The 23,227-nt window shown below is 73.0% G+C and carries 25 protein-coding genes and 1 pseudogene; 13 read left to right on the forward strand and 13 right to left on the reverse strand.

The window, feature by feature from the left end:
• Window positions 1-150: 150 nt before the first annotated feature.
• Together Q8791_RS17545 and Q8791_RS17550 are read left to right on the forward strand one after the other, a co-directional pair.
• Window positions 151-966, forward strand: a complete 816-nt coding sequence (locus Q8791_RS17545) for an SURF1 family cytochrome oxidase biogenesis protein (RefSeq protein WP_330092804.1) — start codon at window positions 151-153, stop codon at window positions 964-966.
• Between the two features lie 29 nt (window positions 967-995).
• Entirely contained in the window at window positions 996-1,832 is an 837-nt protein-coding gene (locus tag Q8791_RS17550) for a class I SAM-dependent methyltransferase (RefSeq protein ID WP_330092805.1), read from the forward strand.
• A gap of 27 nt (window positions 1,833-1,859) precedes the next feature.
• Here Q8791_RS17550 and Q8791_RS17555 read toward each other — a convergent pair whose 3' ends face one another.
• Entirely contained in the window at window positions 1,860-2,420 is a 561-nt protein-coding gene (locus Q8791_RS17555; RefSeq protein WP_330092928.1) for an RNA 2'-phosphotransferase, read from the reverse strand.
• 224 nt (window positions 2,421-2,644) lie between these two features.
• Between Q8791_RS17555 and Q8791_RS17560 the strand changes: the two genes are divergently transcribed.
• On the forward strand, window positions 2,645-3,460 hold the full coding sequence (locus Q8791_RS17560) for a TIGR02452 family protein (protein ID WP_330092806.1): 816 nt from the start codon (window positions 2,645-2,647) through the stop codon (window positions 3,458-3,460).
• A 24-nt stretch (window positions 3,461-3,484) separates the two neighbouring features.
• Here the strand turns inward: Q8791_RS17560 and Q8791_RS17565 are convergent, their stop codons facing one another.
• A complete protein-coding gene (locus tag Q8791_RS17565; RefSeq protein WP_330092807.1) occupies window positions 3,485-4,126 on the reverse strand; it encodes a MerR family transcriptional regulator in 642 nt (213 codons plus the stop codon).
• 99 nt (window positions 4,127-4,225) lie between these two features.
• On the opposite strand from Q8791_RS17565, the gene Q8791_RS17570 reads away from it, so the two are divergent.
• The 7 genes from Q8791_RS17570 to Q8791_RS17600 all read left to right on the forward strand — a co-directional run bounded on the left by Q8791_RS17570 (window position 4,226) and on the right by Q8791_RS17600 (window position 8,628).
• Window positions 4,226-5,215, forward strand: coding sequence for a hypothetical protein (locus Q8791_RS17570; RefSeq protein WP_330092808.1), 990 nt, complete (start codon window positions 4,226-4,228; stop codon window positions 5,213-5,215).
• Window positions 5,216-5,295: 80 nt separating this feature from the next.
• Window positions 5,296-5,547 (forward strand): Smr/MutS family protein, encoded by a 252-nt coding sequence (locus tag Q8791_RS17575; RefSeq protein WP_330092809.1) that lies wholly within the window; start codon window positions 5,296-5,298, stop codon window positions 5,545-5,547.
• Window positions 5,548-5,596: 49 nt separating this feature from the next.
• Window positions 5,597-5,875: a type II toxin-antitoxin system prevent-host-death family antitoxin gene (locus Q8791_RS17580; RefSeq protein ID WP_017572915.1), complete on the forward strand. Its 279-nt coding sequence runs from the start codon at window positions 5,597-5,599 to the stop codon at window positions 5,873-5,875.
• Window positions 5,875-6,153: a type II toxin-antitoxin system RelE family toxin gene (locus Q8791_RS17585; RefSeq protein WP_330092810.1), complete on the forward strand. Its 279-nt coding sequence runs from the start codon at window positions 5,875-5,877 to the stop codon at window positions 6,151-6,153. Before Q8791_RS17580 ends, Q8791_RS17585 begins: the two co-directional genes overlap by 1 nt.
• 82 nt (window positions 6,154-6,235) lie before the next feature.
• Window positions 6,236-6,754, forward strand: coding sequence for a GNAT family N-acetyltransferase (locus Q8791_RS17590; RefSeq protein WP_330092811.1), 519 nt, complete (start codon window positions 6,236-6,238; stop codon window positions 6,752-6,754).
• Between the two features lie 204 nt (window positions 6,755-6,958).
• Window positions 6,959-7,753 carry a VOC family protein gene (locus tag Q8791_RS17595; protein WP_330092812.1) on the forward strand — a complete coding sequence of 265 codons (795 nt, stop codon included), beginning with the start codon at window positions 6,959-6,961 and terminating at the stop codon, window positions 7,751-7,753.
• 86 nt (window positions 7,754-7,839) lie between these two features.
• Entirely contained in the window at window positions 7,840-8,628 is a 789-nt protein-coding gene (locus Q8791_RS17600; protein WP_330092813.1) for a VOC family protein, read from the forward strand.
• Window positions 8,629-8,711: 83 nt separating this feature from the next.
• Here Q8791_RS17600 and Q8791_RS17605 read toward each other — a convergent pair whose 3' ends face one another.
• From Q8791_RS17605 to Q8791_RS17625, 5 genes and pseudogenes are all read right to left on the reverse strand, one after another.
• The gene (locus tag Q8791_RS17605; RefSeq protein WP_330092814.1) at window positions 8,712-10,283 is read right to left on the reverse strand and encodes a long-chain-fatty-acid--CoA ligase; all 1,572 of its coding nucleotides are present in this window, start codon (window positions 10,281-10,283) and stop codon (window positions 8,712-8,714) included.
• 43 nt (window positions 10,284-10,326) lie between these two features.
• Window positions 10,327-11,211: an amidohydrolase family protein gene (locus Q8791_RS17610; RefSeq protein ID WP_330092815.1), complete on the reverse strand. Its 885-nt coding sequence runs from the start codon at window positions 11,209-11,211 to the stop codon at window positions 10,327-10,329.
• 196 nt (window positions 11,212-11,407) lie between these two features.
• Window positions 11,408-12,247 carry an EamA family transporter gene (locus tag Q8791_RS17615; RefSeq protein WP_330092816.1) on the reverse strand — a complete coding sequence of 280 codons (840 nt, stop codon included), beginning with the start codon at window positions 12,245-12,247 and terminating at the stop codon, window positions 11,408-11,410.
• A gap of 156 nt (window positions 12,248-12,403) precedes the next feature.
• Window positions 12,404-12,742 (reverse strand): Lrp/AsnC family transcriptional regulator, encoded by a 339-nt coding sequence (locus Q8791_RS17620; RefSeq protein WP_330092929.1) that lies wholly within the window; start codon window positions 12,740-12,742, stop codon window positions 12,404-12,406.
• 3 nt (window positions 12,743-12,745) lie between these two features.
• Window positions 12,746-12,886 (reverse strand): annotated as a pseudogene (locus Q8791_RS17625) (Lrp/AsnC family transcriptional regulator); the annotation flags it as partial.
• Between the two features lie 191 nt (window positions 12,887-13,077).
• Here Q8791_RS17625 and Q8791_RS17630 point away from each other — a divergent pair.
• From Q8791_RS17630 to Q8791_RS17640, 3 genes are all read left to right on the forward strand, one after another.
• Window positions 13,078-14,394, forward strand: coding sequence for an MFS transporter (locus Q8791_RS17630; protein ID WP_330092817.1), 1,317 nt, complete (start codon window positions 13,078-13,080; stop codon window positions 14,392-14,394).
• A 388-nt stretch (window positions 14,395-14,782) separates the two neighbouring features.
• Window positions 14,783-16,075: an MFS transporter gene (locus tag Q8791_RS17635; RefSeq protein WP_330092818.1), complete on the forward strand. Its 1,293-nt coding sequence runs from the start codon at window positions 14,783-14,785 to the stop codon at window positions 16,073-16,075.
• Window positions 16,076-16,303: 228 nt separating this feature from the next.
• On the forward strand, window positions 16,304-16,594 hold the full coding sequence (locus Q8791_RS17640) for a hypothetical protein (RefSeq protein ID WP_330092819.1): 291 nt from the start codon (window positions 16,304-16,306) through the stop codon (window positions 16,592-16,594).
• A 231-nt stretch (window positions 16,595-16,825) separates the two neighbouring features.
• On the opposite strand, the gene Q8791_RS17645 is transcribed toward Q8791_RS17640, so the two are convergent.
• The 6 genes from Q8791_RS17645 to Q8791_RS17670 all read right to left on the reverse strand — a co-directional run bounded on the left by Q8791_RS17645 (window position 16,826) and on the right by Q8791_RS17670 (window position 23,159).
• Window positions 16,826-17,566, reverse strand: coding sequence for an anti-sigma factor (locus tag Q8791_RS17645; protein WP_330092820.1), 741 nt, complete (start codon window positions 17,564-17,566; stop codon window positions 16,826-16,828).
• Window positions 17,563-18,177 (reverse strand): ECF RNA polymerase sigma factor SigK, encoded by a 615-nt coding sequence (gene sigK / locus Q8791_RS17650; RefSeq protein ID WP_330092821.1) that lies wholly within the window; start codon window positions 18,175-18,177, stop codon window positions 17,563-17,565. The genes Q8791_RS17645 and sigK overlap by 4 nt, the downstream gene beginning before the upstream one ends.
• A 128-nt stretch (window positions 18,178-18,305) precedes the next feature.
• A complete protein-coding gene (locus Q8791_RS17655; protein WP_330092822.1) occupies window positions 18,306-18,953 on the reverse strand; it encodes a fasciclin domain-containing protein in 648 nt (215 codons plus the stop codon).
• Between the two features lie 69 nt (window positions 18,954-19,022).
• Window positions 19,023-20,822 (reverse strand): molybdopterin-dependent oxidoreductase, encoded by a 1,800-nt coding sequence (locus tag Q8791_RS17660; RefSeq protein ID WP_330092930.1) that lies wholly within the window; start codon window positions 20,820-20,822, stop codon window positions 19,023-19,025.
• A gap of 77 nt (window positions 20,823-20,899) precedes the next feature.
• A complete protein-coding gene (locus tag Q8791_RS17665) occupies window positions 20,900-22,621 on the reverse strand; it encodes a molybdopterin-dependent oxidoreductase (protein WP_330092823.1) in 1,722 nt (573 codons plus the stop codon).
• Window positions 22,622-22,886: 265 nt separating this feature from the next.
• Complete coding sequence (locus Q8791_RS17670; RefSeq protein ID WP_330092824.1) at window positions 22,887-23,159, reverse strand: HU family DNA-binding protein; 273 nt, start codon at window positions 23,157-23,159, stop codon at window positions 22,887-22,889.
• Window positions 23,160-23,227: the final 68 nt, after the last annotated feature.

Below are 23,227 nucleotides of genomic sequence, written 5' to 3' on the forward strand. Positions count from 1 at the left end.
ATCCGGCCCCCGGGCACGGGCGCGGGAAGCGGGGAGGGGAGGCTCCCCGCGACCCGTCGCCCACGCGGGGCCGCCGCTTGTCCGGCGGCCCCGCAGCCGTTCCCGAGGGTCGGTGCGACGCGGCCCGGAGCGTCTCATAACCTCGAAGACGTGCTCAAAGTCCTGTTGTCGCAACGCATGCTGGCGTTCCACGCGCTGGTCCTGGTGATCGTGCCCAGCTTCGTCTGGCTGGGCTTCTGGCAGCTGGACCGCTGGGAGCTGCGCAGCGCGTCCGTCAACCTCCAGCAGGGCAACCTCGCCGCCGACCCCGTGCCCGTCTCCGAGCTGACCGCCGTCGGCGAGGACGTCGACCCCGACGACCGGTGGCGCACCGTCGAGGCATCCGGCACCTGGGACACCGAACACGAGATCCTCCTGCGCAACCGCGACGGTTCGGGCGGAGTGGGATTCCACGTCCTCACCCCCCTGGTCGGCGAGGACGGTACGGCCGTCCTGGTCAACCGCGGCTGGATCCAGCGCGGTGAGACCGCACTGGACGCCCCCGAGCCCCCGGCCGCGCCCGAGGGAGCCGTGGACGTGTCCGGCTGGCTGCACTTCTCCGAGACGGAGGAGAACAGCGGCCTGCGCAACCGCGACGACCTGCCCGAGGGGCAGCTCATGATGGTCGACGTCGGCATGATCGCGGAGCAACTGCCCTACCCGGTCCACGGAGGGTACGTCGAGCTCACCCGGCAGGACCCGGCACCCGATCCCGCACCCGAGCCGGTCGAGCTGCGCGAGGTGGACTCCGGGATGAGCGCGTCCTACGCCGTGCAGTGGTGGGTGTTCGCCGTCGTGGCCGTCGCCGGATGGATCTTCCTCGTCCGCCGCGAGCTGCGCGACGCCCGTGAGGCCGAACAGGCTCCGGGGCGGGAGCGGGAACCGTCGGAGGCCGCGAGCGGCGCCGGCGGCGGCACCGACCTTTGAACCGTCACGGCCACGGCACGAGGAGCCCCATGCACGACGAGAGCGACTATCCGGCCCCCGGGCACGTGGAGCGCCGCACCGTGGACGCCGGCGAGAGCTCACGCGCCGGACGCCTGTGGTGGGACGGCGCCGCCGACGCCTACCAGGCCGAACACGGCGGCTTCCTGGGCGACGCCGATTTCGTGTGGTGCCCGGAGGGGCTGACCGAGGACCGGGCGGGCCTGCTCGGCGACCTCTCGGAGCTGCGGGGGTCCCGGGTCCTGGAGGTCGGCTGCGGCGCGGGCCAGTGCGGACGGTGGCTGCGTTCGAGGGGCGTGCGCGAGGTGGTCGCGTTCGACCTGTCGTTCCGCCAGTTGCAGCACTCGCGGAGGATCGACGGGGAGACGGGGCACAGGCTGCCGACCGTGCAGGCCGACGCGCAGCGGCTGCCGTTCGCCGACGCGTCGTTCGACGCGGTGTTCTCGTCGTTCGGCGCGTTCCCGTTCGTGCCGTCGGCGGACGACGCCCTCGGCGAGGCGGCGAGGGTCCTGCGGCCGGGTGGTCGGCTGGTCTTCTCGGTGACGCACCCGGTCCGGTGGGGCTTCCCGGACGACCCGGGCGAGGAGGGGTTCACCGTCCACCAGTCCTACTTCGACCGCCGCGCCTACGTGGAGGAGGACGACCACGGCAACGCGATCTACGTCGAGCACCACCACACGGTGGGCGACTGGGTGCGGGGGATCGCCCGCGCGGGACTGACGCTGCGGGACCTGGTCGAACCGGAGTGGCCCGAGGGGCTCGACCGGGTGTGGGGCGGCTGGGGCCCGGTGCGCGGCCGGATGATCCCCGGTACCGCGATCTTCTCCGCGGTCAAGCACGGCGGCTGATCGGGCGGGCCGTGCCGCGGCCCCGTCTCAGGGGGACGGCGTGACGGGTGCGCCCAGGTACTCCGGGGGCACGGCGGCGACGAGCCACACTCCGTTCCCCGTCGCCCGGAAGACGTGGCCGTCGGCGTGCATGCGCCCGGCGGCGACGGTGAACACCACGGGTGCGCCCCGACGCGCCCCCACCCGGCGGGCGGTCTCCGCGTCCCGGGACAGGTGGACGTCGTGGCGGGTCATCGGGCGAAGGCCCTCCGCGGTGATGGCGGGCAGGAACCGGCCCACGGTCCCGTGGTGCAGCAGCGCGGGGGGAACGCTCGGCTCCCACCCCAGGTCGACGTCGACGGAGTGGCCCTGCTGCGCGCGGATCCGGGTGCCGTCCGGACTGAGGGCGAAACGCCTCTTGTCGTTGGTCTCGACGACCTCCGCGAGGGACGCACGGGTGAGTCGCACCCCGGCCCCGCGACAGCCCGCGAGGAGGTCGTCCACCCCGGCCCACCCCTGCGGATCGAGGCGCAGCCCGGCGAGGGCGGGGTCGTGGCGCAGGACGCGTGCCAGGAACCTGGAGGCGCACACCAGCTCCCCGGTGGTCATGGGTCTGCTCATGGGGAGATGATCCCGCGCGGGCCTCCCCCGGGCCAGGGGTTTTCGGGGGTGGGCCAGGACGCGGAAACCTGCTTGGCGCGCGGGGCCGGGGAGAGTAGTTTGCGAGGTCCGACCCGGGGCCTGTGCGGTGCCCGTCCCCGTGCCCCGGAGGCGGGGCCGGGGTCCTGGCGCGGGGCGGGCGTCGGAGCCGTGGACCGGACGAGGAGGGGACCGTGTCCCAGAGGTTGCGTGCCGTGTGGCGGGAGACCCGTGCCGCCTTCGAGGAGGGGCACTACCGGGTCGGGGAGCGGCTGGTGGACCTGTCGGGGGCGCTGGCGGCGATGAGGGAGGGCACGCGCCTCTACCTCCCGGGGGAGCCGGCGGCCCCGTCCGCGCCGGGAGCCCGGCGCACGACCCGGTTCGAGGTGACCCGCGAGAGCACGCTCGAAGCCGCTGGGCGCCTGGTGGCGGGGCCCGGACCGTCCCACGTGGCGGCGTTGAACTTCGCCTCCGCCCGCAAGCCCGGCGGCGGCGTCGCCAACGGTGCGCGGGCGCAGGAGGAGAGCCTGGCCAGGTCGAGCGCGCTGTACGCCTCACTGGTGCTGTGCCCGGAGTACTACGACCACCACCGCGACCACGAGAGCCTGCTCTACACGGACCGGGTGATCTGGTCGCCCGGCGTGCCGGTGTACCGCGACGACCGGGGAGGGTGGCTGCCGGAGCCCCTGCCCGTCTCCTTCCTCACCTGTGCGGCGCCGAACCGCCGGATGATCGAGCGGAACCGGGTCGAACCGGCCGACACCATCCCCCTCGTCCTGGCGGCGCGGGCGCGCGGCGTGCTCGCCGTCGCCGCCGAGCAGGGGGTGACCCGGCTGGTGCTCGGAGCGTGGGGGTGCGGCGTGTTCGGCAACCACCCGGCGGAGGTGGCGGCGGCCTTCGCGGGGCATCTGCGGCGGGGCGGTGTGTTCGCGGGGGAGTTCGAGCACGTGGTGTTCGCGGTGCTGGACCGCGACGACACGGTGCGCGAGGCCTTCGCCTCCGCCCTGTGACCGGGTTTCGCGGCGGGCCCGCGGTCAGCCGTCCTGCGGTGCCGCCCCGGACCGGCGGGCGGACTCGTTGGCCTGCGCGAGCCTGCGCAGGACGGCCATGAGGGTGTCGCCGAGCACGGTGTACACGACGGCGCTCTCCAGGATCTCGTCGGTGCCGGTGACCCTTCCGATCACGTCGAGGTCCACCCTGGCCGCCTGCTCCATGGTGGCCGCGTAGCCGTCCAGCGCGTCGTCGTCGAGGAGGTGCCCGGCACGGCGGTAGGTGGCGATCACCTCGGCCAGGTCGGCGGAGGGGCGGCCCTCGGGGTGGATCTGCCAGCCGCGCCGCTCGGACAGGGCCCGCACGCGCTCGTGGTCCTCGGCGTCGGCCGTGGAGCCGCCCTTGGTGGCGGGGGGGAGCACGTGCATGGCGTGGCCGAGGAGTTCGTGGGTGATCGGCGGTTCGGGGGAGTCGACCCGGGCGAGGATCTCGCGGGTGGTGGCGATGGGCAGTCCGCCCACGTCGGTCAGGGCGCGGACCAGGCGCAACCGGTGGAGGTGCTCGTCTCCGTAGTGCGCCTGGTTGGGGCCGGTGCGTTCGCCTCTGGGCAGGAGTCCTTCGCGGAGGTAGTACTTGATCGTCGGCACCGGGGTTCCGGACCGCTCACTCAGCTCGCCGATACGCATGGGCCCATCCTCGCGCCTATTCCCCTTGCCAGGTCCCAGCCCTTGGTAGATAGTCAAGGTATCCATAGTGGATAGTTTAAGTATCCAAAGAGGTGTCGCGTGAACCCCCCGACCATCCCCCGCGCCGTGCCCGCCCCCGACTCGTTCCTGAGGACCGGGTGGGACTGGCACCGCCCTCTCATGGCGACCGCGGTCCTGTGCGCCGTCATCCTGGCGGGGGCCGTCGTCGGCCTCGCGGTGGACGACCGCACCCTCGTCGGCCAGCCGATCTGGCTCAAACCGGCCAAGTTCGCCCTGTCGATCGCGGTCTACAACGTCACTCTGGCGTGGCTGCTGTCGATGCTCGTCCGGTGGCGGCGCACCGGCTGGTGGCTGGGCACGATCGTCTCCGTCATGGTCCTCGGCGAACTCGCGGCGATCGGGCTCCAGGCCTGGCGGGGCGAGCTCAGCCACTTCAACTACGCCACCGCCTTCGACGCGGTCGTCTACAACGCCATGGCCGCCATGATCGTCACCGCGTGGGCAGCCAACCTCGGGATCGGCGCCATCCTGCTGGTCCAGCGCGTCGGAGAGCGCTCCACCACCTGGGCCGTCCGGATCGGCACCGCGATCGCGCTCGCCGGGATGGCCGCCGCCTTCTTCATGACCGTCCCGTCCGACGAGCAGATGGTCGCCCTGGAGGGCGGCGGCCCGGACGACGTGATCGGAGCGCACACCGTCGGCATGGCCGACGGGGGGCCGGGGCTGCCCGTCGTCGGCTGGAGCACGGTCGCCGGGGACCTGCGGGTCGCCCACTTCGTCGGCATCCACGGGCTGCAGACGCTCATCCTGCTCGCCCTCGTCCTGGTGGTGCTGGGCCGCCGCTACCCGAGGCTGGAACCGGACGCCCTGCGGTGGCGCGTGGTCGTCGTGGCCGGATCGGCCCACGCCGCACTCCTGGTCCTGACCGCCTGGCAGGCGCTGCGCGGCCAGTCGGTCGTGCGCCCGGACTCCGCCACCCTCACGGCGGCCGGGCTGCTGGCCGTCGCCACCGCGGCCGGTCTGTGGTGGGCGCTGCGCGGACGCGGGGGTGAGGGCGGTGGGGAGTGACGGGCGGTCGGCCGGGCCCGAGCGGACGCGGCGTCCGGCAGCCCGTATCATCCGGTTGACCGGACGCGGAGGAGGCCACGGTGCGGCTCAAACTCGACCTGCACGACATCTTCAACAAGGGCCGTGACATCGACAAGGCTCTCGGCGACATCATGGACGAGGCCGAGCGCACCGGGGCCAGGACCGTGGAGATCATCCCCGGCAAGGGGTCGGGCCAGCTGAAGAAGCGGGTCCTGCGCTACCTCGACCGCAAGGACGTCAAGGCGCGCTACCACCGGATCGAGAAGGACTCCAAGAACTTCGGCCGCCTTTGGATCCATTTTCGTCATTGACGCGCACCCAAGGGTCGCCAAGTTGGCCAACTTGGCGCATAATGATGGCATGAGTGTTGATCGTGTCGAGCTGTCCGTGGCCCAAGCCCGTGACCACTTCTCCGAACGTGTGAACAGAGCCGCCTATGGAGACGAGGTCACCTATGTGACACGTGGGCGTAAGCATGAGCGGGTCGCCGCGATCGTTCCGATCGAGCTGGTCGAGGCCTACGAGGAGATGATCGATCTCGAAGACGGGCGGATCGCCCACCAGAGGCTGGAGGAGATCCGGTCCGGTGACGCTGAAGTCGTGTCCGCTGAGGATGTGGCCAGGGAACTCGGCTTGTGATGCATGAAGGATCGCGTGCGTTCGAGGTCGGGTTCGACGGTCGAGCTCGCAAAGAGCTCGGCAAACTGGACAAACCCGTTGCTCGCCGGGTGTACGCGGCCGTGATGGCGTTGGCGGAGGTGCCGCGTCCCGACGGATGTCGTCAGCTCAGCGGCTATCCGGGACTGTGGCGTATCCGCGTGGGCGATCACCGCGTCGTGTACTCGATCGACGATGGTCGCCTGCTTGTGGTGGCGCTGCGTGTGACCCATCGGCGCGAGGTCTACCGCAAGCTCTGAGATGGCCCCTTCGTACGTGCATCGTGGTAAGAACTTCGGCCGGTTGTACGTCCACTTCAAGCGCTGAGTCCGGGGTGGCCGCATGGTGGGGAAGCAGAAGCGCCTGTCCGGTGACCGCCTGGTCCTGGAACCTCTCGTGGAGCGGCACGCCGACGCCGTCGTGGACCTGTTCGCCGACCCGGCCATGAGCGCCCTCCTGGGGGCCGACCTCTCCGACCCGGCCCTGGCCCGTCAGATGGTCGGCAACCGGCTCGCCTACGACGGGCCGTCGGAACTCGGCCACTGGGCGGTCCTCCTCGGCGGCGACCTCGTCGGCCTCGCGCACCTGAGGCCCTCGGCCGAACTGCCCGGCGGGTTGCCGGAGATCGGCTGGTACCTGGCCGCCCACCACGGCGGGCGGGGCCTGGCCACCGAGGCGGCCGGCGTCCTGCTCCGCCACGGCCTCGACGACCTGGGCCTGCGCTCGGTCTGGGCGCTGGTCCACGTCGACAACGCCCCCAGCCTCCGCCTCGCCGCCCGCCTGGGGTTCCTGCCCGTGGGGGAGGGGCGCCACTACGGCGGCCCGCACCGCGTCCACGTCGCCCTCCCCGGCCGTTCCTGACGCCCGGGGCTCCGGAGCGCGGCGTCGCGGTCCCCACCGGGCGCGGGGCCCGTGCGGCTCCGTCCTGCGCGGTTCCCGGCCGCGTTCCGGGGGCGTGGCCCCGCCAAGGTGAGTTGTCGGAGACTTTGCCGCCCCGATCCCCGGGGGGCCCGCCATCGGCGTCACACTCGGAAGTGGTGTGCGTATAACGGAGAAGGGATTCCGATGATCACCACCGACTTCGTGCCCGGTTCGCCCTGCTGGATCGAGCTGTCCTCGCCCGACGCCAGTGCCTCGGCCGCGTTCTACCGGGAGCTGTTCGGATGGGAGGTCGTCCCGACCGGCCCCGAGAGCGTCGGGTACTGGATGTTGAGCCTGGACGGCACCATCGTGGCCGGGCTCGGCCCGGTGATGGGTGAGAGCGAGCGGCCGGCCTGGGCGGTCTACTTCGCCGACCCCGACGTCGACGACACGGTCCTCGCCGTGGAACGGCTGGGCGGAACCCTCGTGGTGGAGCCGTTCGACGTCCTCGGCTTCGGCCGCACGGCGCAGTTCACCGATCCCCAGAGCGGCTACCTCGGGACCTGGCAGGCCGCCACCTTCCAGGGCTTCGACGCCGTCGACCGGCCGGGGACGCTGTGCTGGGTCGAGTTGTGGACCCCCGACGCCGCCGGAGCACGGGAGTTCTACGGTGAGCTCTTCAAGTGGGGCTTCACCGACTTCGCCCTGCCGGGGGAGGCCGGGACGTACACGATCCTCACCCCCGCGGGGCTGGGGCAGGAGCGGGCGCACGGCGGGATCATGCAGGTCGAGCCCGACGGGCTCGCCGCCACCGGCGGGGCCGCGGACTGGCACCCGGTGTTCGCGGTCGAGAACTGCGACGCGGCCGTGGAGAGGGTCCGGTCGGCGGGCGGACAGGTGTACATGGGGCCGGAGAGCACGCCCGGGGTGGGGCGGCTCGCCGTGTGCGCCGACGTGTTCGGCTCGGGGTTCGTCCTGCTCGCCCCCTCGCCGATGTGAACCCGACCGGCGGCCGGGGTGCGCCGTACCGCGAGGCCGGGGCCCGGCGAGGGCCGCGGCCGGGGAGGACCACGGAGGGGACTGCCATGATCACCAACCACTTCACACCCGGTTCGCCCTGCTGGTTGGAGCTGGCCGCACCGGACGTCGGCGCCGCCGCCGCGTTCTACAGGGAGGTGTTCGGGTGGACCGACACCTCGGCGGGGCCGAACACGGGCGGCTACCGCTTCGCGCGGCTGGCCGGAAACAACGTCGGCGGGCTCGGCCCGCTGATGGAGGAGGGCGAGCAGCCCTCGTGGACCGTCTACTTCGCCGTCCCGGACGCGGGGGCCGCGGCGCACGCCGTGCGCCGGCTCGGCGGGACGGTGCTGGTCGAGCCCCTGGACGTCATGGGGCTCGGGTGGATGGCCCACTTCCTGGACCCGCAGGGAGGGCACTTCGCGGTCTGGCAGGAGGGGACGTTCGCCGGGTTCGACGCCGCCGACCGTCCCGGCTCCCTGTGCTGGCTCGACCTGTGGACTCCCGACGGCGCGGGGGCGCGCTCCTTCTACGGCGGGCTCTTCGGGTGGGCGTTCCGGAACTTCGCCCTGGCCGGGGCGGACGAGTACACGCTGGTCGGGCCGGAGGGCACCGGGAAGGAGAGTGTCCACGGCGGGATCATGCCGGTCGATCCGGCCAGGCTGTCCGACGCCGCGGGCACCGCGCTCTGGATCCCGGTGTTCCGGGTGGACGACTGCGACGCGGCCGTGGCCCGGGTCGGGGACGCGGGCGGACAGGTGTACACGGAGCCGGAGGACACGCCGGGGGTGGGGCGGATCGCGAACTGCGCGGACCCCTTCGGAGCCGGGTTCATGGTGCTCGGCCCGTCGGAGTGACGCGACCGGGCGCCGTGGCGCGGCCCGCCGGGCGCGTCGGCGCGGGCCGGTGGTCGCGCCGGCCACCGGCCCCGTCCGGCCGCCTACTGCCGTGACACGGCGGAGGCGCCGCCGCGCAGGACGAACTTCTGGATCTTGCCGGTGGCGGTCTTCGGGAGCCGGTCCAGGAACTCCACCTGCGTGGGCGCCTTGAAGTGCGCCAGGTTGTCGCGCGCGAAGGCGATCAGCTCCTCCTCCGTGACCGACCCGCCCTCGCGCAGCACCACGGACGCTCTCGGCGTCTCGCCCCAGCGCTCGTGCGGGACCCCGACGACGGCGGCCTCCAGCACCGCCGGGTGCCGCAGCAGGACCCCTTCCACCTCGACGGAGGAGATGTTCTCGCCGCCGGAGATGATGACGTCCTTGATCCGGTCCTGGATCTCCACGTACCCGTCCGGGTGGGTGACCGCGGCGTCCCCCGTGTGGAACCAGCCGTCGCCCATCGCCGACTCGGTGGCCGCGGGGTCGTTGTAGTACCCCTTCATGACCACGTTTCCGCGCACGGTGATCTCCCCGACGGTCGTGCCGTCCCAGGGGACCTCCCTCCCGGTCCCGTCGACCACCCGCAGCTCCCCGGAGGTGATCAGCTCGACTCCCTGGCGGGCCTTGACGGCGGCGCGGTCGCGCACGGACAGTCCGTCGTGCTCGGCGCGGGGCTCGCACACGCTGATGAAGGGCGTGGTCTCGGTGAGCCCGTAGACGTGGGTGACGGTCCACCCGAGACCGTCCTCCAGGCGTTCGATCGTGTCGGCGGCCGGGGACGCCCCGGCGGTGACCACGTGCACGCCGGAGGGCACCTTGCCGCGCACCCGCTCCGGGGCGTTGGACAGCATGATGAGCACGGTGGGAGCGGCGCACAGCCAGGTGACGCCCTCGTCGCGGATCAGGTCGTACACGGTGGCGGGGTCCATCGCGGGCAGGCACACGTGGGTGGCGGACGCGGCCGTCACCGTCCACGTGTAGGTCCATCCGTTCGCGTGGAACATCGGCAGGGTCCACAGGTAGCGGTCGCCGATGCCCATCCGCAGGTGCAGCAGGGTGCCCACCGAGTTCATGTACGCGTTGCGGTGGGTGATCATCACGCCCTTGGGGCGCGCGGTGGTCCCGCTCGTGTAGTTGACGGTGAGGAGGTCGGTCTCCTCGATGACCGGGGGGTCGAACTCCGGTGAGGCCTCCGCGACCAGGGCCTCGTAGTCCTCCCAGCCGGGCCGTGCCCCCTCCAGGGCGACGAACCGCTCCACGTCCGGCAGCTGGTCGCGGACACCGTCGACGGCGTCGAGCTGGTCGGCGTGCACGCACAGGACCTTCGCCCCGGAGTGGTTGGCGATGTAGACGAAGTCGTCGGCGGACAGGCGGAAGTTCACCGGCACCAGGACCGCCCCGAGCTGCGGTACCGAGTAGAAGGACTCCAGCTGCGCGTGGGTGTTGGGGGAGATGTAGGCGACCCGGTCGCCCTTGGCCACCCCCATGCGCTGGAGGACCGACGACCAGCGGTCGCACCGGTCGAAGAACTCCTCGTAGGTCAGCCGGAGGTCCCGGTCGACCACCGCCTCGCGGTCCGGGTGCAGTCTTCGTGTCCGGCGGGCGAACTCCAGGGGGGTGAGGGCGAGTTCCATGGTGCCTTCTCTCTGTGTCTGCGGTTCTCCGGGTTCTGGAGGCTCACAGCCCGAACAGCCGGGCCGCGTTGCCGTGGAGGACGGCCCGCAGCCAGTCCGGGCTCAGGCCGAGGCCGGCGAGGGCGTGGAGCTGCTCGGGGTAGTGGTACGGGATGTTCGGGAAGTCGGTGCCCAGCAGGACGCGGTCGTGCAGGTCCGCCAGGCGGGGCAGGGCGTCGGAGGGGAAGGGCGCCCGTGCCTCGGCGAAGTCGGTGAACACCATCGTGGTGTCGAGGTGGACGCGGTCGTACCTCTCGGCGAGGTCGAGGAACGCGGTGTACTCCGGGGCCCCGGCGTGTGCGATGACGGCGGTCAGCCGGGGGTGTTCGCCCAGGACCTCGGCGAAGGGCCCCGGTCCGGTGAAGCGGCCCGGTTCGGGGCCGGAACCGCAGTGGACCACCACGGGTGTCCCGCTGTCGGCGAGGGTGCCCCAGACGTCGGAGAGCAGGGGGTCGCGCGGGTCGTAGCCGCCGACCTGGAGGTGGGCCTTGAACACGCGGGCGCCCGCCTGGAGGGCGGCGGACACGTAGTCGTGGGCGTCGGGCTCGGGGTAGAAGGTGGCGCTGCGCAGGCAGTCCGGAGTCCGGTCCGCGAAGCCGCCCGCCCAGCCGTTGAGCCAGGCGGCCATGTCCGGGCGGTGCGGGTACGAGAGTGCCGTGAAGTGCCGGACGCCGAACCCCCGGAGCAGGGCGAGGCATTCGTCCTCGTTCCCGCGGTAGGTCAGGGGCCACAGCCCGCCGAGGGCGTCGAAGTGGTTCCGCACCTTGCGCAGCACGTTGGGGGGCATGAAGTGCGTGTGGACGTCGATGAGCCCCGGGAGGCCCAGGTTCTGCCAGACCGCTCGGGCGGCGGCGAACTGGGGTGCGGAATGCGATGAGACTCGGGTCACATCGAATACGATACGTGGCTGTCCCTCCGCTGTCCGTACGGACCCCGGGCGGAGCGTCCGGAGGGGCGGTGGCGCGGGGTCCGTGGCGGGGTGCCCGCTGCCGCGCACGTGGGAGGCCCGCACCGCGCCGGTCGCGCTCCGGTCGGCCCCCGCCACCGCCGCCCGCGCACGGGCACACGGGGGTCGGGGCGGCGGTTCAGAGCGCCAGGAGGAGAACCCCGGCGACCACGATGGCGGAGGCCGCGATCCGCACCGGGCCGAACCTCTCCCGGAACAGCAGCGCGCCCAGCGCCGCGGCGAAGACGATGCTCGTCTCGCGCAGTGCGGCGATGCCCGCCACCGCCCCGCTGAGCTGCGCCCACAGGACCAGCCCGTAGGCGGCGGCGCTGACGGCGCCGCCGAGGAGGCCGGCCTTCCAGAGCGGTCTGAGCTGGCGAAGGAGCGCGCCCCTCCGGGTGAACACCGCCACCACGAAGAACACCGGTCCCTGGAGAAGCATGATCCAGGTGATGTAGCCCAGAGGGTCCTCGGTGAGGCGTACGCCGTAGGCGTCGACCACCGTGTAGGTGGCGATGCCGAGCCCGGTCGCGAACGCCGCCACCAGCGACGGGACCTGTGCGCGGGTGGGACGCCCGCCCGCGAACACGAGGGTCATGAGTCCGGCGGAGACGGTCAGGACTCCCACCAGGTCGGGGAGGGGCATCGACTCGCCGAGGAGCGTCACGCCGACGAGCGCGACCACCCACGGGGCGGTGCCCCGCGCCACCGGGTACACCTGGCCGAACTCCCCGGTGCGGTAGGACGCCATCAGCAGGGTCATGTACAGCAGGTGGGTGGCCAGGGACGCGAGCAGGACGGGCCAGGCCTCCCGGGGCGGCGGGCCGACCACCGCGAGGAGGGGCAGGGTGGCGAGCATCCCGCCGAGCCCGATGAGGGCGAAGCCGAGCAGGCGGTCGGTGATGGCGTGGGCGATCGCGTTCCACCCGGCGTGGAGCAGGGCGGCGACCAGCACTGCGGCCACGACGGAGGGGGTCATTGGGTGATTCCGGGGGTCGGGTGGGGAACCCGGAAAGGCTAGCCCCCCGTACCCGGCCCGCTCCGACCCGGGGCCCCGCCGGGTGCGGGGGCCCCGACCCGGGGTCCCGGCCCCGGCACCGCGGCCCCGGCACCGCGATGCCGGGGCCGGCCGGGTTCAGCGTCGGCGGGTGGGCGCCGTGGACGGGGCGATGCGGTCGTTGCGCAGGTGCTCGTAGACGATCGACGCGCGCACGTCCGCGACCTCGGGCCGCTCGGTCAGCTTGTCGATGACGAACGCGTACAGGCTGTTGTTGTCGGGCAGCGCGACGTGGACCAGGAAGTCCTCGCTGCCCGAGGTGACGAACACGGAGAGGGTGTCGGGCAGGGAGCGGACCCAGTCCCGGAAGGCCTCGATGTTGTGGCGCGAGGGCTTCACGACGCTCACGGTGATGAGCGCCTGCACCGGGCGGCCGATCCTCTCCAGGTCCACGTCCAGGATTGAGCCGCGAATCACACCCTTTTCTCGCAGTGCGCGGGTCCGATCCAGGGTCGTCGTGGGTGATGCGCCGACCGCGGCGGCCACATCCCGGTTGGTTTTTCGTGCGTCCGACTGGAGTTCGGCCAGAATCGCCGTATCAAGTTCGTCAAGATCAGGCATGCAGGCATTGTATCCGTATTAAGTACGGAATCTTGTGTATACAGCCGGGTTATGATTAACATTTGAGCGAAAAGGTCGTATTTGGCTCGCCGAGGAAGAAGATCCTTCCGGAGCAGGCACCGTCGCCCCGCCGTTCGGCCCAGCTCTGGCGCGAGGAAGCGCCACCGCAGAACACAAGGGACGTCCGTACCGTGAGACCTTCCTCCGTCGCGACCGCCGCCGACCGATCGTCGGCGCGTCCGCAGACCCGTGGCCGCACCCTGGCCCTCATCGCGATCATCTGCGCGGCACTCAACCTGCGCCTGGTGGTCACCTCGCTGTCCCCCCTGCTGACCACGGTGGGGGAGGAGTTCGGCTTCACCGCCGTCGTCGTCGGTGTCTTCGGCACCCTGCCCCTGATCGCCTTCGCGGTGTTCGGGCTGGTCACGCCCGCGATCATGCGCAGGCTGGGCCCGGAGGCCACCGCCGCGCTGAGCATGCTGCTCACCGGTGCCGGGCAGGTCGTGCGCGCCTTCGCCCCCGACACCGGAACCCTGCTGGTCCTCACCGGCATCGCCCTGACCGGTGCGGCGCTGGGCAACGTCGTGCTCCCGCCGCTGATCAAGCAGTACTTCCCCGACCGCCTGGCGGCCCTGAGTACGGTCCAGATGGTCGCGATCCACGCGGGAGCCCTGTTCCCGCCCCTGGTCGCCGTGCCCCTCGCCGAGGCGGTGGGCTGGCGCCTCGCCCTGGGAGCCTGGTCGGTGATCGCCCTGGGAGCCGCACTGCTGTGGGTGCTCCAGCGGCGGCGCGTCCTCCGGGACTCCCCGGCCGCCCTCACCGTCGGCGCCGCGGCCGGTCCGGGCGCCGGGGGCGCTCGGACCGGCGTCGCGAGCACGGACGGCGGCACCGGCACCGGCGCGGGCCTGGCCCGTCCGATCTGGCGGGTCGGCATGGCCTGGCGGATGGCGCTGCTGTTCGGCATGGTCACCTGGAACGTCTTCACCCTGTTCACCTGGCTTCCCGCGCTGCTCACCGACGCCGGGCACACCGCGGCCATGGCCGGGACCATGGTGTCCCTCATGGTGGGCTCCAGCCTGCTGTTCGGGCTGATCGCGCCGACCCTCACCCTGCGCGCCGTGAACACCTTCCCGATCGTGGCCCTCGGCCTCGCCGGGTACGCGGTCGGCTACCTGGGGGTGGCACTGGCGCCGCATCTGGCGCCGCTGTGGGTGGTCTGCCTGGGCCTGGGAACCAGTCTGTTCGTGGTGACCATGACGATGATCAACGCGCGCAGCACCACCGCGCAGGGGTCGGCGGCCCTGTCCGGGTTCGTGCAGGGCGCGGGCAGCGGGATGGCCTTGGGCGGCCCGCTGCTGTTCGGTCTGCTCGGCGAGCTGACCGGCGGCTGGACCGCCTCGTACGCGCTGGTCGCCGGTGGTTCCCTGGCGGTCGCGGTCGTCGTGGCCTACGTCGAGCGCACGCCGTGGACCATCGAGGCCGCGGCGGCCGGGCGCCGACCCGGCTGAGCGCCGGCGCGCGGTCCCCCCGGCGCCCGCGCGGCCGACCCCACCGGCACGGCCTCCCGCACCGCGGGCTGGTGCGCCGCCGGGGTTCTGGTGGGGGGTGGTGGGCGAGGACGGACCACCGCCCCGGAGGACCCGACGAACCCCGGCGGTACCCGAGCCCGTGGTCGGCGACCGGCTGGTCGGAGCCCGTGCGAGGGGCTCTCGCGGCCCGTTCCCCGACGCGGTGGGGCCGGTTCATGCGCCCTCGTGACGCTGCCGGGGGTTCCCGGTGCCGCCGCCAAGGCAACAAAGCTCGCTAATGCGGGCAATATGCGCATAATGACGGCATGGCAATTCCACCCCTCGCCAGGCCGCTCCCACCGGCCTGCGAGCGGGGCAGTCGATCGCGATGACGGCGGACCGGGACCGCACGCCTCCGCTCCCCGACAGGGCCCCTCCGGTGATCGGCTCGGACGGGATCCGGCCCCTCCTCCGGAACCACGACTTCCAGACGCTCTGGGCCAGCCGCTTCTTCGCCGGCCTGGGCAAGGAGAGCGGTGAGGTCGCCTACCCGCTCCTCGTCCTCCTCCTCGCGGGCTCGGCCACGCAGGCGGGTGTCATCGGCGCCGTGCAGGTCGCCACCGCCATGGTCGCCGCCGTCGCGGGGGGAGCCCTCGCCGACCTGTTCGACCGCAGGGCCGTCCTGCTGGTCTGCGACGTCGGGCGCCTGGCACTTCTCGGCCTCTTCGCGTTCCTGCTGTTCACGGGGCACGTGACGTTTCCCGTCATCGTGGCGGTCGCGGTCGGCTCGTCGGCGATGATGGGCGTCTCCACCCCGGTCGCCATGGCGTCCGTCAAGCAGTTGGTCCCGGCCTCGCAGGTGTCCGACGCCGCCGCCCAGAACCAGATCCGGTTCTCCACCACCACGGCGCTCGGGGCGCCCCTCGCCGGTTCGCTGTTCGGTCTGGGCCGCGCCCTGCCCTTCGTGACGGAGGCCCTCGCCTACCTGGTGTCGGCGGCGCTGGTGCTGTTCATCCGCGGCCCGCTGCAGTCACGCCGCCCGCCGGTGCGCGAACGGTGGACCCTGCGCGGCACCGTCAGCGGGTTCGTCCTGCTGGCCCGGCACCCGATCCTGCGGCCGATGATCCTGTGGATCGTCGGGTTCAACCTGAGTTTCACGCAGTCGGGTGCGTTCCTGGCGCTCATCGCGACCGCCGAGGAGCAGGGCGCCACCCACGTGCAGATCGGGCTCACGGTCTCCCTGGCCGGGGCCGGGGGGCTGGTCGGTGCTCTCGCCGCCGGTGCGGTCGTCAAGCGGGCGCGGCCGTCCTCCACGTTCTTCGCCGCGGCCTGGTCCGCCCCGTTGTGCGCTCTCGGGCTGGCGGTCGCCCCGAACCTGGTGTCGCTCGGGGTGTTGCTGGGGCTCGTGTTCGCCGTCGTGCCGTGCGTGAACGCCCTGTTCTACGGTTACGTCGCCGCGTCGGTCACCGACGAGTACCAGGGCCGGGTGCTGGGGGCGGTGATGTTCATGGCGCTGGTCTCCCAGCCGGTCGGCATCCTCGGGATCGGGATGGTCTTCGACCTGGCGGGTCCGACCCGGGTGTTCCTGGCGATGGCGTTCGTGTCGGCGCTCGCCGCCCTGTTCACCCTCTCGCCGGTGATGCGCGACCTCCCCCGCCCGGAGGAGCTGGCCGACGCCTGACCCCGAGGACTGTTCCCCGCCCGGCCGTGGCGCCGACCCTCCGCCGTGACCCGGCCCCGTTCAGCGTCCGGAGGCGGGCTGCTGGATGCCCGGGCGCGCGGGAGATCCCGGTGGTCCCGGTATCTGTGCAGGTGGGGGTGGGTGTTGTGGGTGTTTTCGGTGGGGTTTCGGGGGGTCGGGCCGGTGGGATGAACACACCAGGTAATGACACTCTGTGATTGGACGAACGTGAAGCGTATCGCCGCCGTTCTCGCTGCCACCGCGCTGGCCCTGGTCACCGCAGCACCCGCCCACGCCGCCGAAGGCACGCTGGACATCGGTCAGAGGAGTTTCGAGAACCCCGGCGGGTGCTACAACTTCCGCCCCTTCGAGCCGAAGACCGTCACCAACCTGACGAACGAGACGGCCACCGTCTACTACGAACGCGACTGCTCGGGGGAGGTCGTGGGCCAGGTCCGGCCGCAGGCGACCGAGGAGTTCGGGAACAGCTTCTCCACCTTCAGCGTGTACGTCCCGTGAGGCGTTCCCGGCCCCGGCGCGTGGCCGGGGCCGGGATGTCCGGCCGGACGCCGTCCGAGGACGGTGGGACCCGACCGGGGCCCCGCCCCCGCGCGGGCCCCGGTCGGGTCACTTCCGCGTCCTTCGGCCGGACGGGTCCGGCAGGCGTCTCCCCGGTCGGGCCGCCCCTTCCGTCGATCGGCCCGACCCGGGTCCGGCGGGGCGCTGCCGCCCCGCCTCCCCGGCCGGAGGTCAGCCCGTGAAGGGCATCGCCATCACCGGCTCGGAGGTGGGCTGCTCGGAGCCGCCCTCCGGTTCGACCGTGACGGCCACGCCGTCGGTCGCCTCGTCCTCCGGGGTCGCCAGCACCGGGAGCACGAACCCCGACTCGTCCACCGACAGGACCCCCGCCGAGGAGACGGTGCCGTCGGGACGGGTCAGCCAGAGCTGGTAGTCCTCGTCCTCCAACCGGTCCAGGCCGTGCGCGCTGAACACCAGCTGCCCGTTGGCCTCCGAGTGCACCACGGTCACGGACACGCCCTCCATGGGCTCGGCGGTGGTGTGGTCGGCGCTCGGGTCGGAGAGCACGGCCGCGATCTGCCGTTCGTTCTGCCGCAGCTGCTCCACCTCGCGGACCTGGTCCACGGCCACCGCGCCCAGGGCCACGATGAGCGCCAGGCACGCGGCCAGCACCAGGCCCGTCCCCCAGCCCCAGCGCCTGGGGCGGGGGTCGGGCAGTGGTTTCGGCGGCGGTGCGAGCTGGCGTGTCCGCGCCACCTCCTCCAGCACGAGGCGTCGCAGCTCCGCCGGGGGCGTGAGCGCCGCCGCGGAACCCAGCAGGGCCGTCGTCTCGGCGAACCCGCGCACCTCCTGCACGCACGAGTCGCAGTCGGCCAGATGGTCCTCGAACCGCAGGCTCTCGCTCGGCGACAGCGCCCCCAGGGCGTAGGCGCCCGAGAGCATGTGCTGGTCCTGGCCCAGTCTCCTGCTCACCACTCCACCCCCAGGCAGTCGCGCAAGCGGATCAGCCCGTCGCGCATCCGCGTCTTCACGGTGCCCAACGGTGTGGACAACAGACGGGCGACCTCACGATAGGTGTACCCGCCGTAGTAGGCCAGGCGCACGGACTGGCTCTGGAGTTCGGTCAGCGTGTCCAGGCACCGGCGCACGCGTTCCCGTTCGAGACGGTTGGTGGCCTCCTCGGCCACCTCGTCGTAGGGGCGGTGCGTGTCGGCGGCCGCCGCGCGGGCCTCCCTGTCCGTGGCCGCCTGTTCGGACCGCACCCGGTCCACGGCTCTCCGGTGCGCGAGCGTCATTACCCACGCGTGCGGGCTGCCCCGCCGCTCGTCGTAGCGGCAGGCGGTGCGCCACACCTCGACCATGACCTCCTGCGCGACCTCCTCGGACTGGGCCGGATCTCGCAGGACCCGTCGCACCAGGCCGTAGACGGCCGGGCTGACCAGGTCGTACACCTCGCCGAAAGCGTCCTGGTCGCCGCGGGCCACATCGCGGAGCAGCCGCGTGAGCCCCTGGTCGGACGGTCCGGAGACCTCCGCCCCCTCCACGCGGCGGGGACCACGGGGTGCCGTGGCTTCCTCGTTCATCCGCTCCTCGTTCCTGGTCGGTACGCGGTCGTGCTCTTCCGGCTCCGCTTCCGGGGGCCGTGGGAAAGACGGGCCCCGGGCGGCCCGGCGTCAACGCGCGGGCCGCCCGGGGGTTCCGTGCTCGGAGCCTAGGAGGGCATGAGCACCGTGTCGACGATGTAGACGGTCGCGTTCGAGGTCTGGACGTTGCCGCAGACGACGGCGGAGTCGTCGTTGACCGTGTAGTCCTCGCCGGAGCCGGCGGTCAGGACGTCGCCGCCCTGGAGCGAGGTGAACGTGCCCTCCTCCAGGTCGGCGGGGGCCTGGCGTCCCTCGACGACGTGGTAGGTCAGGACCTCGGTCAGCTGCTCCTGGTCGGCCAGGAGGGCGTCCAGGTCCTCCTGCGGGATCTTCTCGAAGGCGTCGTTGCTGGGCGCGAAGACGGTGATGTCCTCGGCCGAGTTCAGGGTGTCGACGAGGTCGGCCTCGCCCACGGCGGTCACGAGGGTGGAGAGCAGTGGGTTGTTGGACGCGGCCGTCGCGACCGGGTCCTGGGCCATGCCCTCGAAGCTGCCGTCGCCGTCGGCGGGCACGTCGGCACAACCGGGACCGAAGTTCTCGCCGACCTCCTGCATCTCGCCGCCGGCGCCCTCGCTCTCCTCCGTGCCCGGGCTCTCGGCGCCGCCCGCGGCCGGGGTCTCGGCCTCCGTGTCGCCTTCCATCCCGCCGCAGGCCGAAAGACCGAAGGCGAGGACGGCTGCGGCTGCGGTGGCAGTGAGAGCGTTCTTGCGGATCATGGTTCTCTCCTTCAACTGTGTGAACTTCGCTTGGCTCGAACCACTGCCTGGAGGGCAGCGGAAGTGTGGTTACTCGGCGGTGAACCGGACGCGGTGCCAGCCGGTGGCGCCGTCGGGCACCGGGTCGACCCGCTCCGAGGGCTGGGTGTGGCCGGTGGTGTCGGTCGCGCGCACCTCGACGCTGTGCCGACCGGGGTCGACGGCGGTCTCGGCGACCCACTGGACCCAGGTGTCGATGCCCGGGACCTTGGCCAGTTCGGCGGTCTCCCACTCGCCGTCGTCCACCCGGAACTCCACGGCCTCCACCCCGCGGTGCTGGGCCCAGGCCACCCCGGCCAGGACGACCTCGCCGGAGTCGACGCGGTCCAGCGGGGCGGGCACGTCCACGCGCGACATGGTCTTGATCGGCGCGCGCACGCCCCAGCCGCGCTGCGCCCAGTAGGCCTGCTCGTCGGCGAACCGGGTGAGCTTGATGTCGGTGACCCACTTGGTGGCGCTGACGAACCCGTACAGGCCGGGCACGACCATGCGCGCCGGGAATCCGTGGACGGGGGACAGTGCCTCGCCGCCCATGCCGACGGCGAGGAGCGCGTCGCGCCCGTCCATGACGACCTCGGTGGGAGTGCCGCAGGTCCACCCGTCCTGCGAGGTGCTGAGGATCTGGTCGGCGTCCGACTGGACGCCGGCGCGGCGCAGCAGGTCGGCGAGGGGGAACCCGAGCCACCGCGTGTTGCCCGCGAGGTCCCCGCCGACCTGGTTGGACACGCAGGTCAGGGTGATGTCGGCCTCGACCAGCTCTGCGGCGAGGAGTTCGTCCATGTCGATCTCGAAGGGCCGGTCGACCAGGCCGTGCACGCGGAGGGTCCACCGCTCGGCGTCCACCCGGGGAATCGTGAGGGCGGTGTCGATCCGGTAGAAGTCGGCGCTGGGGGTGCTGAAGGGTGTCAGGCCCGGCACGCCGAGGTCGACTCCCGAGGGCAGAGGTGCGAGGGGCTCCGCGGCGGCGGGGAGGGCGAGCGAGGACGGCCCGCCCGCGTCGCCGAGGACCGGGGGCAGCCACCGCCCGAGGGCGCCGGCCGTCCCGGACGCGGCCAGGACCCCCGTCGCGGTGAGGACGAAGCCGCGCCTCCCCGGTCCCCGGGCCGGTCCCGGCCGGGGGTCGGCGGCGTCCTGGGGCCTCGCCGTGGCCGGCGTGTCCTGCCCGTCCGGCGTGTTCTCCGTATGCGTCGCCCCGCGGGCGACCGGCTCGCCCGGCGCGTTCTCCGCCGCCTGCGCGCCCTCGTCGGCCTGTGTGGTCTGTGTGGTTCGGGGGGTTGCCGGAACGTCCGGAACGTCCGGGGCGCCCGGTCCGCTCGCGTCCCCCGGCCCGTCCTCCGCCGGCGCCGGACGGAGGCGGCCCCGCGCACTCCTGAGGAGCAGCGCGAGAGCCGAGGCCCCTGCCGCCGCGCCGACGAGCACGGGAACCGCGGCCCCCGGGTCGTCGGCGCGGCGCAGGAGCACGGCGGCGAGCCCCGCCGCCGCTAACACCGCCGGCCCCGCATACCCGGCCGCCGGGCGCCGGAGCGCCACGACGCCGAGCACGGCCCCGACACCGAGGAGCACGATCACGATTCCGGAGACCAGTACGACCTTGTCGGCTGTTCCGAACAGCGAGATCGCCAGCTCCATCAGGGCCGGCGGTGTGTTGTCGACGACAGCGTCGCCGACCGAGACCACCGGTGACGCGGTTCGGGCCAGCGCGGAGGCCAACTCGGCGGCGCCCAGTGAGGCGCCCACGGAGAGGAGCCCCACGACTGTCCCGACGACGGTCCGTCGCCTGTCGCGTGGCGGGATCGTCGTCCCGCGTGTCTCGGTGGTCACGTGGGGTATTCGGGCCCGGTGGCCGGGCGGATGGGTCGATCGGGAACTTTTTTCGGGAGTTTTTCGCGGAGGCCCCTGAGCTGGGGTTACTCCGCGGTGAAGCGGATGCGGTGGCGTCCCTCGGCGCCGTCCGGGATCGTCTCCACCTCCTCCGAGGACTGCGTGTACCCCGTGGCGTCGGTGGCGCGCACCTCCACCGCGTGCATCCCCGGGCCGACCCGTGTCTCCGCGACCCACTGGACCCAGGTGTCGGGGCCCGGGACCCGGGCCAGCTCGGCCGGCCGCCACTCGCCGTCGTCCACGCGGACCTCGACGGCCTCGATCCCGGTGTGCTGGGACCAGGCCACACCGGCCAGGACGACGTCCCCGGCCGCGGTCCGCGTGAAGTCACCGGGCACGTCCACGCGCGACATGGTCTTGACCGGGCCGCGCTCCGCCCACCCGCGGTCCACCCAGTACGCGTCCTCGTCGGCGAACCGGGTGAGCTTGATGTCGGTGACCCACTTGGTGGCGCTCACGTAGCCGAAGAGGCCTGGCACGATCATCCGCGCGGGGAACCCGTGCTCGTAGGGGAGGGGCCGGCCCTCCATGCCCACGGCGAGGAGCGCGTCGCGCCCGTCCATGACGGTCTCGGTGGGTGTGCCGCAGGTCCACCCGTTCTGCGAGGTGCTGAGGATCTGGTCGGCGCCGGCGTGGACGCCCGCGCGGCGCAGCAGGTCGGCGAGGGGGTGGCCGAGCCAGCGGGTGTTGCCGACGAGTTGGCCGCCGACCGGGTTGGACACGCAGGAGAGGGTGATGTCGGCTTCGACGAGGGGGAGCCCGAGCAGTTCGTCCATGTCGATCTCGAACGGCCGGTCCACCATGCCGTGGATCCTCAGAACCCACTGGGACGCGTCGATCCGGGGGACGGAGAGCGCGGTGTCGATCCGGTAGAAGTCGTCGGCGGGTGTGGTGAACGGCGCCAGGCCGGGGATGCCGAGGTCCGTCCCCGCAGGGAGGGCCGGCAGTGGTTCGGCGGCGGCGGGCAGGGCCAGGGCGGGTTGTCCGGCGGGCCCGCCGAGGAGGGACGGGAGTCGCAGGCCGAGCGCGCCCGCCGCGCCCGAGGCGGCGAGGACCCCGGCGGCGGTGAGGACGAAGCGGCGCCCCGTGCCGGTCGGCGCTGTCCCGGCCGCGGCCTCTCCTGCCCCGTCGGTCCCGGACCGCCCTCCGGTCCCCTCGGGCTCCGCCCTCTCCCCGGTCCCGTCGCCCCCACCGGCTCCGCTCTCTCCGGCGGCGGCGTCAGCGCCACGGTCCTCGACCTCCCCGGCACCCGGGCCCGCACTCGAACCCGCCGTCGGCCCGCCCAGGCTCCGCAGCAGCACCGCGAGCGCGGCGGCCCCGGCCAGGGCGGCGCACACCACGGGCAGCGCCGCACCGGGGTCGTCGGCCCTGCGCACCCAGGTCGCCGCCAGCCCGGCGGCCGCGAACACCGCCAGCCCCGCGTACCCGGCGGCGGGGCGCCGCAGCGCCACCGTCCCCAGTGCGCAGCCGGACAGCGCGAGGAGGACCACGACGCCCGCGAGCAGCACCGCCTTGTCGGCGGTCCCGAACAGCCCGATCGCCGTCTCCACCAGCCACGTGGGGCTCAGGTCCACGACGGCGTCGCCCACCGCCACCACGGGGGAGGAGGCCCGGACCACGGCGGCGGCCAGCTGGGCGGTCCCCAGCGCCGCGCCGACGACGAGCAGGCCGACGACCGGCCCCGCCCACCGCCCGGGGAACGGCGGGGAAGGGGGCTCGGACGACCTGGGGGACCTCTGTGTGGACATGGCACCAAGAATCTCCCACCGGGGCGTCCGTGGCCAGGGCCGCCGCCGTTGCCGCCGCCGCAATCCGTGGCGTCGCCGGGGCGCGGCCCGGCGACGTGCGCGGGGGCGACGGCGGTTCTCCGGCCGCTGACGAGCGGACCTCGTCGGCGTCCGGAACAGCGGGCGGCGCAGCGTCCGGCACGGCGGACGGCACAGAAACGGCCCCGGGCAACGTCGCGTTGCCGGGGGCCGGTCGTGGCAGTCCCGTGATCTCCGGGTTGCGGGGTTAGTTCACCGAGTCCTTGAGACCCTTGCCGGCCTTGAAGGAGGGCACCTTGGCCGCCGCGATCTTGATGGCGGCGCCGGTCTGGGGGTTGCGGCCCGTGCGCTCGGCGCGCTCCTTGACGCTGAAGGTGCCGAAGCCGACCAGGGTGACGTCGTCGCCCTGCTGGAGAGCGCCGGTGATCGCTTCGATGGTGGCGTCCAGGGTCTTGGAGGCCACGGACTTGGGCAGGTCCGCCGATTCTGCGATGGAGTCGATGAGTTCGTTCTTGTTCATACCCTCCTGCCTACCGGGCTCACGCCGCCCTGAAGGACGCGACACGCCCGGGACCTGCGGCGAGTAGG

It is taken from the genome of Nocardiopsis codii, assembly GCF_036327455.1.
Taxonomy (GTDB): Bacteria; Actinomycetota; Actinomycetes; order Streptosporangiales; family Streptosporangiaceae; genus Nocardiopsis; species Nocardiopsis codii.

What these genes read in the sequence shown, in the direction of transcription:
- Q8791_RS17550 (WP_330092805.1), top strand. Translation starts at nt 996, where the DNA reads ATGCACGACGAGAGCGACTATCCGGCCCCCGGGCACGTGGAGCGCCGC.
- Q8791_RS17555 (WP_330092928.1), bottom strand. Translation starts at nt 2,420, where the DNA reads ATGACCACCGGGGAGCTGGTGTGCGCCTCCAGGTTCCTGGCACGCGTC.
- Q8791_RS17565 (WP_330092807.1), bottom strand. Translation starts at nt 4,126, where the DNA reads ATGCGTATCGGCGAGCTGAGTGAGCGGTCCGGAACCCCGGTGCCGACG.
- Q8791_RS17580 (WP_017572915.1), top strand. Translation starts at nt 5,597, where the DNA reads ATGAGTGTTGATCGTGTCGAGCTGTCCGTGGCCCAAGCCCGTGACCAC.
- Q8791_RS17585 (WP_330092810.1), top strand. Translation starts at nt 5,875, where the DNA reads ATGCATGAAGGATCGCGTGCGTTCGAGGTCGGGTTCGACGGTCGAGCT.
- Q8791_RS17590 (WP_330092811.1), top strand. Translation starts at nt 6,236, where the DNA reads ATGGTGGGGAAGCAGAAGCGCCTGTCCGGTGACCGCCTGGTCCTGGAA.
- Q8791_RS17595 (WP_330092812.1), top strand. Translation starts at nt 6,959, where the DNA reads ATGATCACCACCGACTTCGTGCCCGGTTCGCCCTGCTGGATCGAGCTG.
- Q8791_RS17600 (WP_330092813.1), top strand. Translation starts at nt 7,840, where the DNA reads ATGATCACCAACCACTTCACACCCGGTTCGCCCTGCTGGTTGGAGCTG.
- Q8791_RS17605 (WP_330092814.1), bottom strand. Translation starts at nt 10,283, where the DNA reads ATGGAACTCGCCCTCACCCCCCTGGAGTTCGCCCGCCGGACACGAAGA.
- Q8791_RS17615 (WP_330092816.1), bottom strand. Translation starts at nt 12,247, where the DNA reads ATGACCCCCTCCGTCGTGGCCGCAGTGCTGGTCGCCGCCCTGCTCCAC.
- Q8791_RS17635 (WP_330092818.1), top strand. Translation starts at nt 14,783, where the DNA reads ATGACGGCGGACCGGGACCGCACGCCTCCGCTCCCCGACAGGGCCCCT.
- sigK (WP_330092821.1), bottom strand. Translation starts at nt 18,177, where the DNA reads ATGAACGAGGAAGCCACGGCACCCCGTGGTCCCCGCCGCGTGGAGGGG.
- Q8791_RS17655 (WP_330092822.1), bottom strand. Translation starts at nt 18,953, where the DNA reads ATGATCCGCAAGAACGCTCTCACTGCCACCGCAGCCGCAGCCGTCCTC.
- Q8791_RS17665 (WP_330092823.1), bottom strand. Translation starts at nt 22,621, where the DNA reads ATGTCCACACAGAGGTCCCCCAGGTCGTCCGAGCCCCCTTCCCCGCCG.
- Q8791_RS17670 (WP_330092824.1), bottom strand. Translation starts at nt 23,159, where the DNA reads ATGAACAAGAACGAACTCATCGACTCCATCGCAGAATCGGCGGACCTG.